Origin of the sequence: Agrobacterium rubi TR3 = NBRC 13261 (assembly GCF_000739935.1) — a bacterium.
GTDB classification, from domain to species: Bacteria; Pseudomonadota; Alphaproteobacteria; order Rhizobiales; family Rhizobiaceae; genus Agrobacterium; species Agrobacterium rubi.
In genome coordinates, this window is the sequence record NZ_BBJU01000003.1 from 343,711 (window position 1) to 358,679 (window position 14,969).

12 protein-coding genes and 1 tRNA gene are annotated in these 14,969 nt (G+C 57.2%); 9 read left to right on the top strand and 4 right to left on the bottom strand.

Features of this window, described 5'->3' with window-relative positions:
* Nucleotides 1-2: 2 nt before the first annotated feature.
* The gene (locus RRU01S_RS02980; protein ID WP_045228725.1) at nt 3-2,555 is read right to left on the bottom strand and encodes an HWE histidine kinase domain-containing protein; all 2,553 of its coding nucleotides are present in this window, start codon (nt 2,553-2,555) and stop codon (nt 3-5) included.
* A gap of 278 nt (nt 2,556-2,833) precedes the next feature.
* On the opposite strand from RRU01S_RS02980, the gene RRU01S_RS02985 reads away from it, so the two are divergent.
* Both RRU01S_RS02985 and RRU01S_RS02990 read left to right on the top strand, forming a co-directional pair.
* Nucleotides 2,834-3,256 (top strand): secondary thiamine-phosphate synthase enzyme YjbQ, encoded by a 423-nt coding sequence (locus RRU01S_RS02985; protein WP_045228726.1) that lies wholly within the window; start codon nt 2,834-2,836, stop codon nt 3,254-3,256.
* A gap of 155 nt (nt 3,257-3,411) precedes the next feature.
* Complete coding sequence (locus RRU01S_RS02990) at nt 3,412-3,750, top strand: hypothetical protein (protein WP_045228727.1); 339 nt, start codon at nt 3,412-3,414, stop codon at nt 3,748-3,750.
* Between the two features lie 118 nt (nt 3,751-3,868).
* Here RRU01S_RS02990 and RRU01S_RS02995 read toward each other — a convergent pair whose 3' ends face one another.
* Entirely contained in the window at nt 3,869-4,606 is a 738-nt protein-coding gene (locus RRU01S_RS02995; RefSeq protein ID WP_045228728.1) for an SIMPL domain-containing protein, read from the bottom strand.
* Between the two features lie 186 nt (nt 4,607-4,792).
* Between RRU01S_RS02995 and RRU01S_RS03000 the strand changes: the two genes are divergently transcribed.
* Nucleotides 4,793-4,868, top strand: a tRNA-Ile gene (locus tag RRU01S_RS03000).
* 22 nt (nt 4,869-4,890) lie between these two features.
* On the opposite strand, the gene RRU01S_RS03005 is transcribed toward RRU01S_RS03000, so the two are convergent.
* Complete coding sequence (locus RRU01S_RS03005; protein WP_045228729.1) at nt 4,891-5,211, bottom strand: low molecular weight protein tyrosine phosphatase family protein; 321 nt, start codon at nt 5,209-5,211, stop codon at nt 4,891-4,893.
* Nucleotides 5,212-5,384: 173 nt separating this feature from the next.
* On the opposite strand from RRU01S_RS03005, the gene RRU01S_RS03010 reads away from it, so the two are divergent.
* The 3 genes from RRU01S_RS03010 to RRU01S_RS03020 all read left to right on the top strand — a co-directional run bounded on the left by RRU01S_RS03010 (nt 5,385) and on the right by RRU01S_RS03020 (nt 7,892).
* Entirely contained in the window at nt 5,385-6,452 is a 1,068-nt protein-coding gene (locus tag RRU01S_RS03010) for a hypothetical protein (protein ID WP_045228730.1), read from the top strand.
* Nucleotides 6,453-6,643: 191 nt separating this feature from the next.
* The gene (locus RRU01S_RS03015) at nt 6,644-7,096 is read left to right on the top strand and encodes a hypothetical protein (protein ID WP_045228731.1); all 453 of its coding nucleotides are present in this window, start codon (nt 6,644-6,646) and stop codon (nt 7,094-7,096) included.
* A gap of 235 nt (nt 7,097-7,331) precedes the next feature.
* The gene (locus tag RRU01S_RS03020) at nt 7,332-7,892 is read left to right on the top strand and encodes a dual specificity protein phosphatase family protein (protein ID WP_045228788.1); all 561 of its coding nucleotides are present in this window, start codon (nt 7,332-7,334) and stop codon (nt 7,890-7,892) included.
* Nucleotides 7,893-7,968: 76 nt separating this feature from the next.
* Here RRU01S_RS03020 and RRU01S_RS03025 read toward each other — a convergent pair whose 3' ends face one another.
* On the bottom strand, nt 7,969-9,216 hold the full coding sequence (locus RRU01S_RS03025; RefSeq protein ID WP_045228789.1) for an AGE family epimerase/isomerase: 1,248 nt from the start codon (nt 9,214-9,216) through the stop codon (nt 7,969-7,971).
* A gap of 192 nt (nt 9,217-9,408) precedes the next feature.
* Between RRU01S_RS03025 and metH the strand changes: the two genes are divergently transcribed.
* The 3 genes from metH (at nt 9,409) to RRU01S_RS03040 (ending at nt 14,934) form a co-directional block, all read left to right on the top strand.
* Nucleotides 9,409-13,182: a methionine synthase gene (metH, locus tag RRU01S_RS03030; protein ID WP_045228732.1), complete on the top strand. Its 3,774-nt coding sequence runs from the start codon at nt 9,409-9,411 to the stop codon at nt 13,180-13,182.
* A gap of 65 nt (nt 13,183-13,247) precedes the next feature.
* A complete protein-coding gene (locus tag RRU01S_RS03035) occupies nt 13,248-14,411 on the top strand; it encodes a leucine-rich repeat domain-containing protein (protein ID WP_165572201.1) in 1,164 nt (387 codons plus the stop codon).
* Nucleotides 14,412-14,661: 250 nt separating this feature from the next.
* The gene (locus tag RRU01S_RS03040) at nt 14,662-14,934 is read left to right on the top strand and encodes a hypothetical protein (protein ID WP_131367753.1); all 273 of its coding nucleotides are present in this window, start codon (nt 14,662-14,664) and stop codon (nt 14,932-14,934) included.
* Nucleotides 14,935-14,969 lie beyond the last annotated feature (35 nt).

The following is a 14,969-nucleotide window of genomic DNA, read 5'->3' on the forward strand; positions in this document are numbered from 1 at the left end:
CTCTACGCCAGCACCTGCTTGCCAACCAGCTTGCCGATGGAGCCCATGAGAGAGTCCTCGTCATAGGGCTTGCGAATGACCGGTACGTGCGCAAACTCCGTCGGTATCATGATGCCGTCGGCATAACCGGTGGCGAACATGAATGGGATTTCGCGGCGCAGCAGTTCATAGGCAACGGGCAGGGATGTATCCGTCCCAAGATTGATGTCGAGGATTGCGACATCTGGCGTCAGGCCCTTCAACTTGTCCAGCGCCATTGCAGACGATGTGGCGGTTTCGATATCGGTGATGCCGTGTGCTTCCAGCATATATTCGACATCCATGGCGATCAGCATCTGATCTTCAACAAGAAATACCCGCAATGATTCCTCCGCGGTATAGGGTGTATAGGGACCTGAACCTTCGACCGAAAGTTCGAGAATGGACTGGGGTTGTCCAGGGGTCGCATGACGTGCAGGCAGAACAATTTCGGCTTCGATGCCGTTCGGCTGATAGGTAATTCTACTTTTGCCGCCGAGATCGTAAGGGACGCTGCGGCTGATGAGGGCCGAGCCGAAGCCTGTTCGCGTCGGCGGTGTCACGGTGCCGGGTACGGTTTCGCGCCAGGATATGACGCAATCACCGACATCGTTCAGTTCCCAGGCAATCGACAGCTTGCCGCCAGCCTGTGCCAGCGCACCGTATTTCGCGGCATTGGTCGCCAATTCGTGCAGCACCAGCGCCATGACAGAAAATGCGCGGGAATCGAGCAGAACACTTGGCCCCTGCGTTTCGATTTCGCTATCGGGCGACCTGTGCGGTGACAGTTCGGCATCCAGAAGGTCGCGCAACTGCCCGCCGCCTTCGCCACGCACCACCTGGTCATGCGCAAAGGACAGTGCCTGAATGCGGCCTTTCAAGGCAGACACGTATTCCTGCAAGGTGCGGCCTTCCTGCGTCGGATTGCCGACGAGGGATTTGATGATGGCCAGCACGTTCTTGACGCGGTGGTTGAGTTCCTCGTTCAACATGCGCTGGCGCACTTCGGCCTGCGCACGCTCGCCCGCCATCAGTTCGCTGTGGCGGAAGGCGACTTCCACAAGCGCAACACGCGCGGCTTCTGCAATCTGTCTGTCTTCGTCGGTCCAGGGCTGCGACTGCTGGTGAACGGTCTCTTTCCACAGTGCAAAGCTCTTGCGCGGTGTCAGGCGATCACCCAAAGGGCCGGTCTCGTAGGATTTGTCGGGGTTTCCACCCCAGTTCAGCGTTTGAACGAGTTCCTTGCGGAAGAACATCAGATAGTCGTTCTTTACCTGAGACAATGGCACAGCCAGCATGCCGGCAATCTCGCCACCCAGATATTCGGCTTCCGGCAGTTGGTTTGACAGCGCGTGCGTTGCCCATATGCGTCCTTCGGATACAGAGCTTGCAAGGCGGCCGAGATGCGGCGCAAGCGATGGCGGCGGTACCGTGCCCATCGTGTACCAGCGCTCGTTCATGAGAACGCCGACACCATCGCACGGCATCAGCTTGCTGAAATCGGGCAGGTTTTCGACGAGAAGCTCTTCGATATTGTTGTGATGCGCGGCAAGACGCAAAAACTTGTCGAGCGATGCATGGGCATCATGCGCCGTCGCCAGCTTTTTCTTCTGCTTCAACGCCTGGAGATGGAGAGAGAAAAACTCACCGAACATTTCCGCAGCGATGCGAATGGGCATCGGCAGGATACGCGGCGAGTAATGATGGCAGGCGATCAGCCCCCAAAGCTCGCCGTCATTGATGATGGAAATCGACATCGATGCCGACACACCCATATTGCGCAGATATTCGCAGTGGATGGGGGAAACGCTGCGCAGATGCGAGTAGGATAGATCCAGCGGTTCGCCCGATACATCCAGCGTCGGTTCGACCGGAACGCGGGGTCCACGCGAATCGGAAATGATCCGCAATGTGTTCTTCAGGTAGAGCGCACGCGCTTGTTTGGGAATGTCGCTGGCCGGGAAGTATTGGCCGAGAAAACTTTCCAGCTCCGGCTGCTTGGCCTCGGAAATGACCTTGCCGGCACCGTCCTGCTCGAAGCGGTAGATCATCACGCGGTCATAACCGAGCATGGCCTTGATGAGGCGTGTGGTGCGCGAAATCAGGCTGTCGACATTGTCCGATTCGCGGATGCGGTCGATCATCAGCTGCGCGGTGTGCAGCGGCTGGGCCTCGTTGCTGGCCGTTTCCAGCTCGATGATTGTCACGGCCTTATAGCGGTGAATGGCAATATCGAACACTTTGCCGCAGGCCAGTTTGACCTTCGGCAACATGGCCGGGCGGCTGCTGTTGGCGGTGACCGTCAGGGCGTTTCTCAGGTCATGAACAACGTCGGTACCGAGGAAATCTTCGATCGGCTTGCCGACCATTTCGCCCTGGAAGTCGAACACATCGTGACAATTGATGGAATGACGTGTGATGGTACGCATGGCACTGTCGCACGCGATCAGACAGCCGTGGGGCTGGATATATCCCGGTATGTGGATGGGTTCTCTATCGCAGTTGGTAAGGTCAACTTCCTGAACTTGCGACGTCATGAAATGGTCTTTCGGTAGCCAGATAAAGTAGGGCGCTTATCGCCTGTTTTTTGCAATAAATACGATTGCGGTAAAGATTTCCTATTGCAAAATATAGTCGAAATTTGGCGCAGGGGCGAGTATTTTTGTACATAGGTATATTCGTACATAGAGAGTGTCGTTCCCCTTCGCGCGTCATTCCGTGAACTTCATCCATCGGCGACGCACGCTATAGTCCAGCCTGATTGCACAAAACGCGTCGGTGGCATTTTCGTTCCAAACCAAAAGCGAGAAATTTGTTGTCCCAGAAAACGATCTCCATCTCTTCGCGCGGCCAAGGCCTTTACGAGTTCACGAGAGAGGTAGACGCCTTCGTCAAAGCCAGCGGGGTGGAGGAGGGGTTGCTGACGCTGTTCGTGCGCCACACATCGTGCTCGCTTCTCATCCAGGAAAATGCCGATCCCGATGTCAAACGAGACCTGACCCAGTTCTTCGCGCGGCTGGTGCCACCTTCCAGCGATCCCTCCATGGCCTGGGTGGTGCATACGATGGAGGGACCGGACGACATGCCCGCCCATATCAAATCGGCGCTGACGCAGGTGTCGATCGGTATTCCGGTGTCGGGTGGAAAGCTTGCACTGGGCACATGGCAGGGCATTTATCTGTTCGAACACCGCAATCAGCCGCATCAGCGCCAGATCGTCATGCATCTGTCGGCGTAACACACGCCTTTTCCAACCGGCGCGACCGCGCCCCACGCCATGAATGGAGGCTGAACGCCCGGTTCTGAAATCGTTCACACGGTGGCGATTATCGTCACATCAGTCGACCGGGTCATCTCACATTCCGGCGAAGGTTTAGGAAACGGAGCAAGACAATGATCAGCACATTCGCAAAAGCAGGCGTTGCAGCCCTTATCGCCATCAGCGGCCTGTCCGCGACAGCATCCACCGCATCTGCGCAGGATGTTCGTTACGGTCTTTACGTTCAGGATGGCCCGCGCCACGGTGGTCATCATGGTTGGGGTCGCCCGGATCGCGGCCGTGATCGTTGCGCGCCTTGGCTCGCAGAAGAAAAAGCAAGCCGCATGGGCCTGCGTCGCGCCCGCGTGGTCGATGTCTCTCCACGCCGCGTCGTCGTCGCCGGTTTCGACCGCCAGGGCCGTGACCGCGTCGTTTTCGCCAATGTTCGCGGCTGCCCTGTCATCCGTCGCTAATGATCGCGCGTAACTTAGCGTCAAACACACAAATCCCCTCGCCATGGTCCATGGCGAGGGGATTTCTTATGCAATAAAGGAAGAAAGAGACGCGGTTTTGCGTCTCCCTCCTTATGGCTTACTGATCCAGCGAAAACGTCACGTTGACACTGACCTTATAAGTATTTTCGCCCGCAGCCACCGGCATGCTGTCGGATTTCTCCATGGCTGCTGCCCGCATCATGGTCTGCGGCATCGGCATCGGGCGCTGCATATTTTCGCTGATCTCCAGCACGCGGCCAAGCTTGACGCCGGCCGATTCGGCAAGCGTCTTCGCCTTTGCCATGGCGTCAGCAACAGCTGCCTTGCGTGCCTCGGTGATCGTCGCTTCGGGTTTGTCATTGGTGAAGCTGATATCGCCACCCTGGTTGATGCCCAGCGTGACGGATCGGTCGAGAATCTCTCCCAGCTTGGAGATATCCCTCACGCGCACCGTCAGGCCATTGTTGACCTGATAACCGGTGATCTCGGGCGCGACGTACACGCCATCCTTGGGCTCGAACTGTTTGTAGAGCGGCTGAACCGAGAAGTTGGATGTCTGCATATCCCGGTCGGCAATACCTGCGGTCTTCAAGGCCGCCTGAACCTCTTTCATGGTGGCGCTGTTGTCTTTCAACGCTGCGGCCGCTGTTTGTGCCTGCTTCACGACGCTGAAGGACAGGATCGCCATATCAGGCGCAACCGCCGCATCGCCTTCACCCGACACGCTGATGACGGGTTCTCGCTTCGTGTTTTCCTGCGCTGAGGCGACCACGGGCACGGCTGCAAGAGCGGTAAAAGCCGATAGCGCCAAGGAGCGAGCTAGTTTCGATGTCATTGAGGTTCCTCTTTTTTAGCGTCCCTGACTGTGCATGTCGCAGGAGATTATGGGTCTAATACGGCACAGATGGTGCATGCCGTAAGACAACGGCTTGTCGCGTCGAAAAAATTGCGTTAAAGCCAAATTCGCGCCGGGTTGAACCATTGCAACCGCGCATTCCGAAAGCCTCTCGCTGGCGGAAAAGGGCCTGTAGCTCAATGGTTAGAGCCGGCGGCTCATAACCGCTTGGTTGGGGGTTCAAGTCCTCCCGGGCCCACCATTTATCCTTTAGCGCGATCCCGTCAGAAATACCGTGGCACCTTTGCCTCCAGCACTTTCACCAGTGCCGGGTCCATGAATGTGTAGGTGTCGGGAATATCGAGGCAGATGAGCCGCTTGCCTTTGAGGGCGGGGCGATAGCGGCTTTGTATTTTTGTCCTGTGGGTCTTTTCCATTGCAAAGATGATGTCGGCCCAGTCGATCAGTTCGGTGGAAAGCGGGTTTTCGGCGTCGTTGTTGGTACCTGCCGATGAGACCTCGATATCAGGCCAGTTCGCAAATACCTGTTCGGCCGTTGGGCTGCGAAGTTTATTCTGGCTGCAAACGAACAAGATATTTTTCACGCGGGGTCGCTCCGGTGGGTTGCATCTGGCGTATTCTACGCAGATATCCGACGTCCACAACGGAGCGTGGATGCCGTAATCGCACGCCAAATTGTATCTTTTCAACCTGGCCAAGAAATGCGTGACACCACGTCGCGTTGCGCTATTGTTGGGTTGCATAACGAGGGCTGGTAATGAGCGTTACGGTTGATGGGTCTGCTTCTGGGACAGGAAATGTTGCTGCGATCATCGTACAGGTGATCTTGATTTCGATTGTGGCCATCATCGGCTGGAATATCGCGCTGCCGGGGCTCGATCCCGCTTTCATGGAAATGCAGTTGCGGAATGGCGTCCCCTCGCAACTCTCCCTGCTGGCGCTTGGGGCAAGGCCTATCCTGACGGCTTTCGCGCTGGGGCAGATCGTTCGCCTCATCGCTCCGCGCCTCGAAAATAGTACGGTTCTGGTGATCGTTGAAAACGTCATTGCGCTGTTGATTGCCGTGTCACAGGCCTATGGCATTGCGCAATCGGTGGCGACGATGGGTTATCTGGCTGACGACAGTGCCTTCGGGCTCTCGACCATCATGGCATCTCTCGTTGGTGGCGTTGCGGTTCTCTTGTTTTTGTCGAGACTGGTCGCGCTGCCAATCCTTATGGCCGGTTTCTGGATCGTATGGCTCTTGCCGGCGTTGATCGGTTTGCCGACACATTTTTCGTCGTGGTTTGATCTTTTAAGAGTGGGTGCTGTCGGCCTTTCGCATCTTTTCTGGGCCGTCCTCGTCATGGCTGTCGCAGCCGCTGTTATTGTATTTGCCATCCGTACAGTGATGCAGGGCCGTGATCGGCAGAGGGTGGCGGACACGGCAAAGGGGTCCGTTTCCTTCATGAACATCGTCGTGTGGCCGCCTTTTCTGGCGGCGAGTGCAGGTGGATATCTTCTAATGCCGCTCGTGTTTCTGGCGCCTGGTTTCCTGGCGGATGCCCAGTGGTTGAGGGTTTACGTGCTTGCGATGACCGCCGTTCTTATCCCTGTTTTCGTCTTCGGTTATCATCGCTTTTTCGCCCGCAAGGGCATTACATTCCCGCTCACCTCGATGCTGGTGCTCGTGGCCGTGCAGGTTGCGCTGATGCTTGGGGGAGAATTCGTTGCGGACCAGATCATGCTGCCGCTACCGGTCAACGGCACCACACTGCTGGTGCTGATGGTAGTCGCCTACGCTCTCATTGATGCCATTCGCAAACCATCAGCACATTTGACGTGAGGGGCAGTATCATCACGCAAAGGTGTTGCCTGCGGAGTGGCGGCTGATGTTTCAGGCTTTGGTTGTTTGCATTCACTGCGTGTAGCTTGACACCACGTTCAGTCCGCCGCATCGGTGGAATATAGGCAGATGGATCAGGGAGGCACGATGATGAGACAACCGGCTACGGCGATGACAGGCACGCCACGCATATGATTGTCGGCATTGTTCTGACGGCAGCTTTGCTGCTTTTTCTGATGGGTTTTCCGAGACATCTGAAGCCGGTCGTCATCGGGCTTGCCATCGTCTGGGCCTGCACCGTGTCCTGGGTGGTGTTTGACTGGTGGCGCTCCGGCGAGCGGTTGAACGCCATCATCGCGACCGCATCCTTCGATACAAGCTGCCCGCAGGCCGATGCCCCCATTCGGGTCAGCTTTCAAAACACCAACAGTGTGGCGGTGCGCCGCTTGACCTATACGCTGGAGGGATTTGAGGCGGCATTCCGTGCGTCTGTCTCGTTCGATCCTTACCAGATTAGCGAGCGGCGGTTGGAGGCGCATGAAACCTATGCGGCCTGCCGCCCGTTTCGCCTTCGCAACAATGAAAATGTCGACGCCAGAAACCTCGAATGGAGGGTGACGATCAACTCGGCCGAGTTCGAATGATCTTTCCATTTGCTTAACCATAGCGGCAGTCAAACTACTTTCACGGATTTTTGAAGCGATTTTTTTGCAGTGCATTCAACCTGCTAACATAAACGGCGGCGTAACGGTTTACGCCGTGTCTACCCCGTATCGAGGCGGCCAGCGGAGTACCGATGCAACTGTCGGGGTCCTTGTTTCGCCAACCAGAGGATGCCATCTGAGCCGCAATTCTTGAATCGCTTCAGAAGGTTTGGTTTTGGTTTCCTTATTACGTATTTTGAAAATTGGCGTTTTGTGCCTCGTTGCTTTGCCCGCCTCGGTCGGTGCACATATGGGCATCAACCAGTTGACCGGCAATTTCCACGAGGTTCTGCCGGGTGAACTCTATCGATCAGCGCAGCCGTCGGGCGATGACGTTGAGAAATACGCCCAGCAATTCGGTATCAAGACGATTATCAATCTGCGCGATGAAGATCGTGGCGACTGGTACCGTGACGAGAAGAGTGCCGCCGAGGCCAGCAATATTCAGCTGATCGATTTTCCGCTCAGTTCTTCGAAGGAAGTGCCGCAGGATCGTGCCGAAGAGCTGGCGCGGGTCATGAAGAATGCGCCGAAGCCTGTTCTTATCCATTGCGAGCACGGCGCCAACCGCACCGGCCTTGCATCCGCCATCTATGTCGGCGCCGTCGCCCATAAAAGCGAACAGGCGGCTGAATTCCAACTTTCACCCTATTACGGCCACGTCCCGATCAAGGGCGTCGGTCGCTACGAGATGTATCAGTCCTGGGATAATTTCGAGGAAACGCTGGGGTTCTGACCCTCTCCTCCGTCATCCCGCATCAAGTGCGGGATGACGGAGGAAACTGAGCTTTCTGTCGCTCTTCAACGCCCCCCTAAAACCGCCCGCCCTTTTCCGAAATCACCTTCGTCAGGCTGCCATCGGCTGGAAACAGCGGAATGAGGCAGGCTTGCAGGGCGTGGTAGATGTCGCCCTTGCCGGGGAAGATCGTGTTGGCGGGCGTCAGGTTGTCCGTCAGTTCCTCGTGCCAGCCGCCATGTTGGTGGTCGAGGAAGGTGTTGGCGATGGTGCTCCAGATGCGGCGGTAGCTGTCTTCGTAGAACTCGTCAGCGGGCAGGTGTTCGTTGAGGAAGTGCGCGGCACCGGCGGCCTCGCACATCGGCCACCACAGCTTTTCGCGCTTGGCGGGCGTGTTGTCCCAGTCCAGCGTGTAGAAGAAGCCTCCCTTTTCCCGGTCCCAGCCCAGCGACATGGATTGCACGAACAGCGATTTTGCCGCCGTCGGCATCCATTCATGCTTGCGCTCTCCCAACATCCACAGCTGGAGCAAAAGGCGTGCCCACTCCAGCCAGTGACCGGGGGTGGAACCGGATGGGCGGAACATCTCGTTGCCGCGATAATCCTTGTTCAGTACCCAGTTCTCGTCGAAATGTTCAGGCACACGGAAGTCCAGCGCGCCAGCAGCACGGCGGATGATGAGGTCGGCGATGCGCTCGGCTTTCGTCAGATAGGTCTTATCACCGGTGGCTTCGAAGGCCGCCATCAGCGCTTCAGTCAGGTGCATGTTGGAGTTCTGGCCGCGATAATTTTCGATGGGAGACCAGTCGCGATTGAATTCCTCTTTGATCGCGCCGTATTTTTCTTCCCAGAATTTCGTTTCGAGAACCTCGGTAATGTCGGCCAGCATCTGATCTGCCAGCGGGTGACCAACGGTTTTCGCCGAGGATGCTGCCAGAAGCACGAAGGCGTGGCCGTAACCCTGCTTGCTGGCATCGACCGGGCCGGTCTCATCCACCTGCCAGAAATAGCCGCCATGCTCGGTGTCGCGGTGGTGGTTCCACAGATAGGTCATGCCGTGGTCGATGACATCGCCGCAGCCGGGGCGACCGAGCAGATGGCCGATAGAGAAGCAATGCACCATGCGCGCCGACATATGAATGCCGCGCACCGGATTGTCCGGCTGAAGTGGCATGCCCTGACGGTCGAGATCGAAAAAGCCGCCCTTGGGGTTGATGGCGCGGTACTGGAAGAAGTCGAACAGACCTTCAGCCTGCTTTGCCAGCCATTGCCGGTGCCAGGGCAGGGAGCTCCAGTTTGCTTTCGTGTGGTCGGCCTCGGTCATGCTTTCCTCCGTATGATAGGCTTCATGCGATTCTCTATATCTTTGGGACGTAACGGTGTCATCCATAACGGAAATTTCGTAGCCTTGAGATAGAACGCGATACCAATGCTGGAAATCAACGATATATTGACATAAAGATATCTTTATGTGACTGAGAAATTGCAAATCAGCAAGAGAATGAGGAGTGTGCCGATGTTGGATGATCTGTTTGGCCCTGTAGGGGGCAAAAGAGACGGCGCGGAAATCCTGAAGGCGCTGCGTCAGGCCGCTCAGGAACGCATCCTTGTTCTCGATGGTGCCATGGGTACGCAGATCCAGGGGTTGGGCTTCGATGAAGACCATTTCCGGGGAGATCGCTTCATTGGCTGCGCCTGTCATCAGCAGGGCAACAACGACCTTCTCATTCTTTCCCAGCCGGATGCGATCGAGGAAATCCATTATCGCTACGCCATGGCGGGTGCCGATATTCTCGAAACCAACACGTTTTCCTCCACCCGCATTGCGCAGGCGGATTACGAGATGGAAGGTGCTGTCTACGATCTCAACCGCGAAGGTGCCTTCATTGTGCGCCGTGCCGCCCAGCGCGCGGAGCGGGAAGATGGGCGCCGTCGTTTCGTCGCCGGTGCCATCGGCCCCACCAACCGCACGGCTTCCATCTCGCCAGACGTGAACAACCCCGGCTACCGCGCGGTCAGCTTCGATGACCTGCGCGTTGCCTATGGCGAGCAGATCGACGGCCTGATCGATGGCGGTGCCGATCTCATTCTCATCGAGACCATTTTCGATACGCTGAACGCCAAGGCCGCGATCTTTGCCTGCGAAGAACGCTTCGCCGCCAAGGGCATTCACCTGCCGGTGATGATTTCAGGCACGATTACCGACCTTTCCGGCCGCACGCTCTCAGGCCAGACGCCGTCTGCTTTCTGGAATTCCGTGCGCCACGCCAACCCCTTCACCGTCGGCCTGAACTGCGCGCTGGGTGCCAGCGCCATGCGTCCGCATTTGCAAGAACTGTCGGAAGTTGCCGATACCTTCATCTGCGCTTACCCGAACGCAGGTCTGCCGAACGAATTCGGCCAGTATGACGAAACGCCTGAGATGATGGCGGCGCAAGTCGCGGAATTCGCCCGCGAAGGTCTCGTCAATGTGGTCGGCGGTTGCTGTGGCTCAACGCCCGAGCACATCCGCGCCATTGCCGATGCCGTTGCCGGTTATGCGCCGCGCAAGGTGGCCGAACACCGCTCCTTCATGTCGCTGTCGGGCCTCGAGCCCTTCGTGCTGACCAAGGACATTCCCTTCGTCAACGTCGGTGAGCGCACCAACGTCACCGGTTCCGCCAAGTTCCGCAAGCTCATCACCGCTGGCGACTATACGGCAGCGCTTGCCGTCGCCCGCGACCAGGTGGAAAACGGCGCTCAGATCATCGACATCAACATGGATGAAGGCCTGATCGACAGCCAGAAGGCCATGGTCGAGTTTTTGAACCTCATCGCTGCCGAGCCGGATATCGCCCGCGTGCCTGTCATGATCGATAGTTCCAAGTGGGAGATCATCGAGGCTGGCCTGAAATGCGTTCAGGGTAAATCCATCGTCAACTCCATCTCGCTGAAGGAAGGCGAGGAGAAGTTTCTGGAGCAGGCGCGTCTGGTGCGCCATTACGGTGCCGCCGTCGTCGTCATGGCGTTCGATGAGGTAGGGCAGGCAGATACCTACGAGCGCAAGGTGGAGATTTGCACCCGCGCCTATAAACTGCTGACCGAAAAGGCAGGCATTCTGCCCGAAGACATCATCTTCGACCCCAACGTCTTTGCTGTTGCAACGGGTATCGAGGAACACAACAATTACGGCGTCGATTTCATCAACGCCACCCGCACCATCCGCGAAACCATGCCACTGGTGCATATTTCCGGCGGTGTTTCCAACCTGTCCTTCTCGTTCCGCGGCAATGAGCCGGTGCGCGAAGCCATGCACGCCGTGTTCCTCTATCACGCCATTCAGGTTGGCATGGATATGGGTATCGTCAACGCGGGCCAACTGGCGGTCTATGAAAGCATCGACCCGGAATTGCGCGAAGCCTGCGAAGACGTGGTGCTGAACCGCCGCGCCGATGGCACCGAGCGGCTGCTGGAAGTGGCGGAAAAATTCCGCGGTGGTCCCGGCCGCGAGGCACGGGTGCAGGATCTCGCCTGGCGCGAATGGCCAGTCGAGAAGCGTCTCGAACATGCGCTGGTCAACGGCATTACCGATTACATCGATGCCGACACGGAAGAGGCGCGCCAAAGTGCGGCCCGTCCCCTGCATGTCATCGAGGGCCCGCTGATGGCGGGCATGAATGTGGTGGGCGATCTCTTCGGTTCGGGCAAGATGTTCCTGCCGCAGGTCGTCAAATCCGCCCGCGTCATGAAGCAGGCGGTAGCCGTTTTGCTGCCCTACATGGAAGAGGAAAAGCGCCTCAATGGCGGTGATCAGCGCAAGGCCGCCGGCAAGGTGCTGATGGCGACCGTCAAGGGCGATGTGCACGATATCGGCAAGAACATCGTCGGCGTCGTTCTTGCCTGCAACAACTACGAGATCATCGATCTCGGCGTCATGGTGCCTGCCACGAAGATTCTCGAAACGGCGATTGCCGAAGAGGTTGATGTCATCGGCCTGTCCGGCCTCATCACGCCGTCGCTGGATGAGATGGTGCATGTCGCCGCCGAGATGGAGCGTCAGGGCTTCAACATTCCGCTGCTCATCGGTGGTGCCACGACCAGCCGCGTGCATACGGCGGTCAAGATCCATCCGCGTTATGAAAAGGGGCAGGCCATCTACGTCACTGACGCTTCGCGTGCGGTGGGTGTCGTGTCTGCCTTGCTGTCCGAAGATCAGAAGCCAGCTTATATCGATGGCATCAGGGCAGAATATGCCAAGGTGGCCGACGCGCATGCTCGCAATGAACGGGAAAAGCTTCGCCTGCCTTTGGCCCGTGCGCGCGCGAATGCCCACAAGGTGGATTGGACGGCCTACCAGCCGGTCAAACCGCAGTTCCTCGGCACCAAGACTTTCGAGACCTACGATCTGGAAGAACTTGCCAAATACATCGACTGGACGCCGTTCTTCCAGACATGGGAAATGAAGGGCCGCTACCCTGCCATTCTCGAAGACGAGAAGCAGGGCGAGGCAGCGCGTCAATTGTTCGCCGATGCGCAGGCGATGCTGAAGAAGATCATCGACGAAAAGTGGTTCCGCCCACGCGCCGTCATCGGCTTCTGGCCCGCCAATGCGGTGGGCGACGACATCCGCCTGTTTACCGATGAGAGCCGCAAGGAAGACCTTGCGACCTTCTTCACCCTTCGCCAGCAACTGTCCAAGCGCGATGGCCGACCCAATGTGGCGCTGTCGGATTTCGTCATGCCGAAGGATACAGGCGTCACCGATTATGTCGGCGGCTTCGTCGTCACGGCGGGCATCGAGGAGGTGGCAATTGCCGAACGCTTCGAGCGCGCCAATGACGATTACTCCTCCATCCTCGTCAAGGCACTGGCCGACCGCTTCGCCGAAGCCTTTGCCGAGCGCATGCATGAGCGGGTGCGCAAGGAATATTGGGGTTACGCCGCGACCGAGAGCTTCGGCCCTGACGATCTGATTGGTGAGGCCTATGCCGGCATCCGCCCAGCCCCCGGCTATCCGGCTCAGCCAGACCACACCGAAAAGGAAACCCTGTTCCGCCTGTTGGATGCGACGGAAGAAACCGGCGTGGTGCTCACCGAAAGCTACGCCATGTGGCCCGGTTCCTCCGTCTCCGGCCTCTATATCGGCCACCCCGAAAGCTACTACTTCGGCGTCGCCAAGGTGGAGCGCGATCAGGTCGAGGACTACGCCAAACGCAAGGGTATGGCCGTAAAGGAAATCGAGCGTTGGCTGGGACCGGTGCTGAACTACGTGCCGACCGAAGTTGAAAAAGAGGTCGAGACGGCGGCGTGACTGTAAGTGCCATGGCGCCGAGACGAATGTGCATTTTTGCGATTGGAATACTGGCAAGCGTCTTGGTGGGCAGCAGTGCCTATTACTATCTGGTGCCGGATGTTGTACCGGAGCACAAGGCGGCTCTGGAGCGATATGCTTCTCATCCGGACGCCGACTGTCCTTCGAGCACCGACAAGACACACTGCCTTTCGCTCAACTTAGTAGACCCAAACTCTCCACTCGAGGTGCCGTCTGCTCCGAAAGTGTCGAAGGGTTTGCTTGTGGACGTCGCGCGTTTACCTGGCCTGCAATATCTCGATCTCGGTCATACCGAGATCGATAGTCTGGCGCCTTTGATCGCGGCAAAGGACCTCCAAGAACTCCGTATCTCAGTTGATCTCATCCATGACACCGGCAGTATCGGGCAGCTAACGGGCATCAAGCGGTTGGAGCTTGGAGAGGTCAGGGGAGCGGATCTCTCGGCGGTCGCGCGTCTCTCGCAGCTGAAATCCCTGTCGCTGAGTGCCAGCGAGAAAGATAATCTGGCGCCGCTTCGGACGATGGAAGCCGAGATCGAGATTGACCACGACTCCTGGCAGACGGGCGATATCGAAAATCTCGCCAACATCAAGGGACTTTCCAACGTTCGGCTCTACGGCGCACGCGACCTCTCGGCGCTTTCGGGCGCGAAGCGGCTGCGGCAGCTTTCGCTTCAGCCAAATGGGCTCGCCAGCCTCGCGCCAATTGCCGGTCTTGTCTCGCTCGAGCACCTCAATATCGTCCATTCAACAATTAAGGACCTGACGCCGCTGTCGGGGAATACCCGCCTGAAGTCTCTTACTCTTTTAAATACTGCAATTTCCGACTTATCGGTGCTCGAACAGTTGCGCGATATCGAAACTCTCACCCTAAGCGCCTCCGATTACACCGATATATCTGTTCTGGCGGCGCTTCCCAATCTGAAATATGTCAATCTGGAGGGTCATCGAAAGATCGACCTTACACCACTCCTTCGTTCCCAAAGCCTTGAACGCGCCCATCTTGGCAATCGTATCTGCTGGTCTGACCGTGCGGTCGTCAACGAAATCGTTGCCAAAGGGTTGAATGCCACATCCTATAGTTCTCCTGATGGCGTTGATCCCATCAATCAACTCTGCGCGACCTATCGAGACTGGCGAGGTGGGATAACCGATGAACGAGAATGCGTCGTTACGGCAGACCGCGATTGTCCCATGAACAGACGATAGGCGAAGCAGAAAAATACATAGAGACCACGGCCTGATACTTCGATTCAGGTGGTTGCAGGTTTGATTCTAAAATCGGCCCTTAAGCATTGATTTGAAAAGACAAAAAGCGCGGAGACATCTGCGCTTTTTTGTTCTGCACTTAAGATTCCTCAGAGCGCAGCATTGTCGACAAAGTATTTACGTTATATTAGAGTATTTGAATGTACCTATTGGTTGCGACTGTGATCGGCGTCCTCACGTGGAGATTAATGTGCAGCAGCTTTCATCTCTCATTCTGGTGTTTGTCACACTGACGATCCTGAGCGCCGGTTTCATCACCGGCGCTGCAAGCGATGGCCATTGGGGTGTTGGCATCGGCGCGCTGTTCATCGGCCCGCTCGTTTTCTTCTTCGTTGCCCACACGGTGCTGTATCTTGGCGCGTGGATTTTCAAGGGCAGGGACGGGGTTGCGTCTTACACGGCGAGCAAGATCAATCGTGTCTCGGCGCTGATGACGATTTTGGCGGCGATTGCGGTGGCTTGAATCAATGGGATTTACGGTTGAGGCGGCGGGTGTTG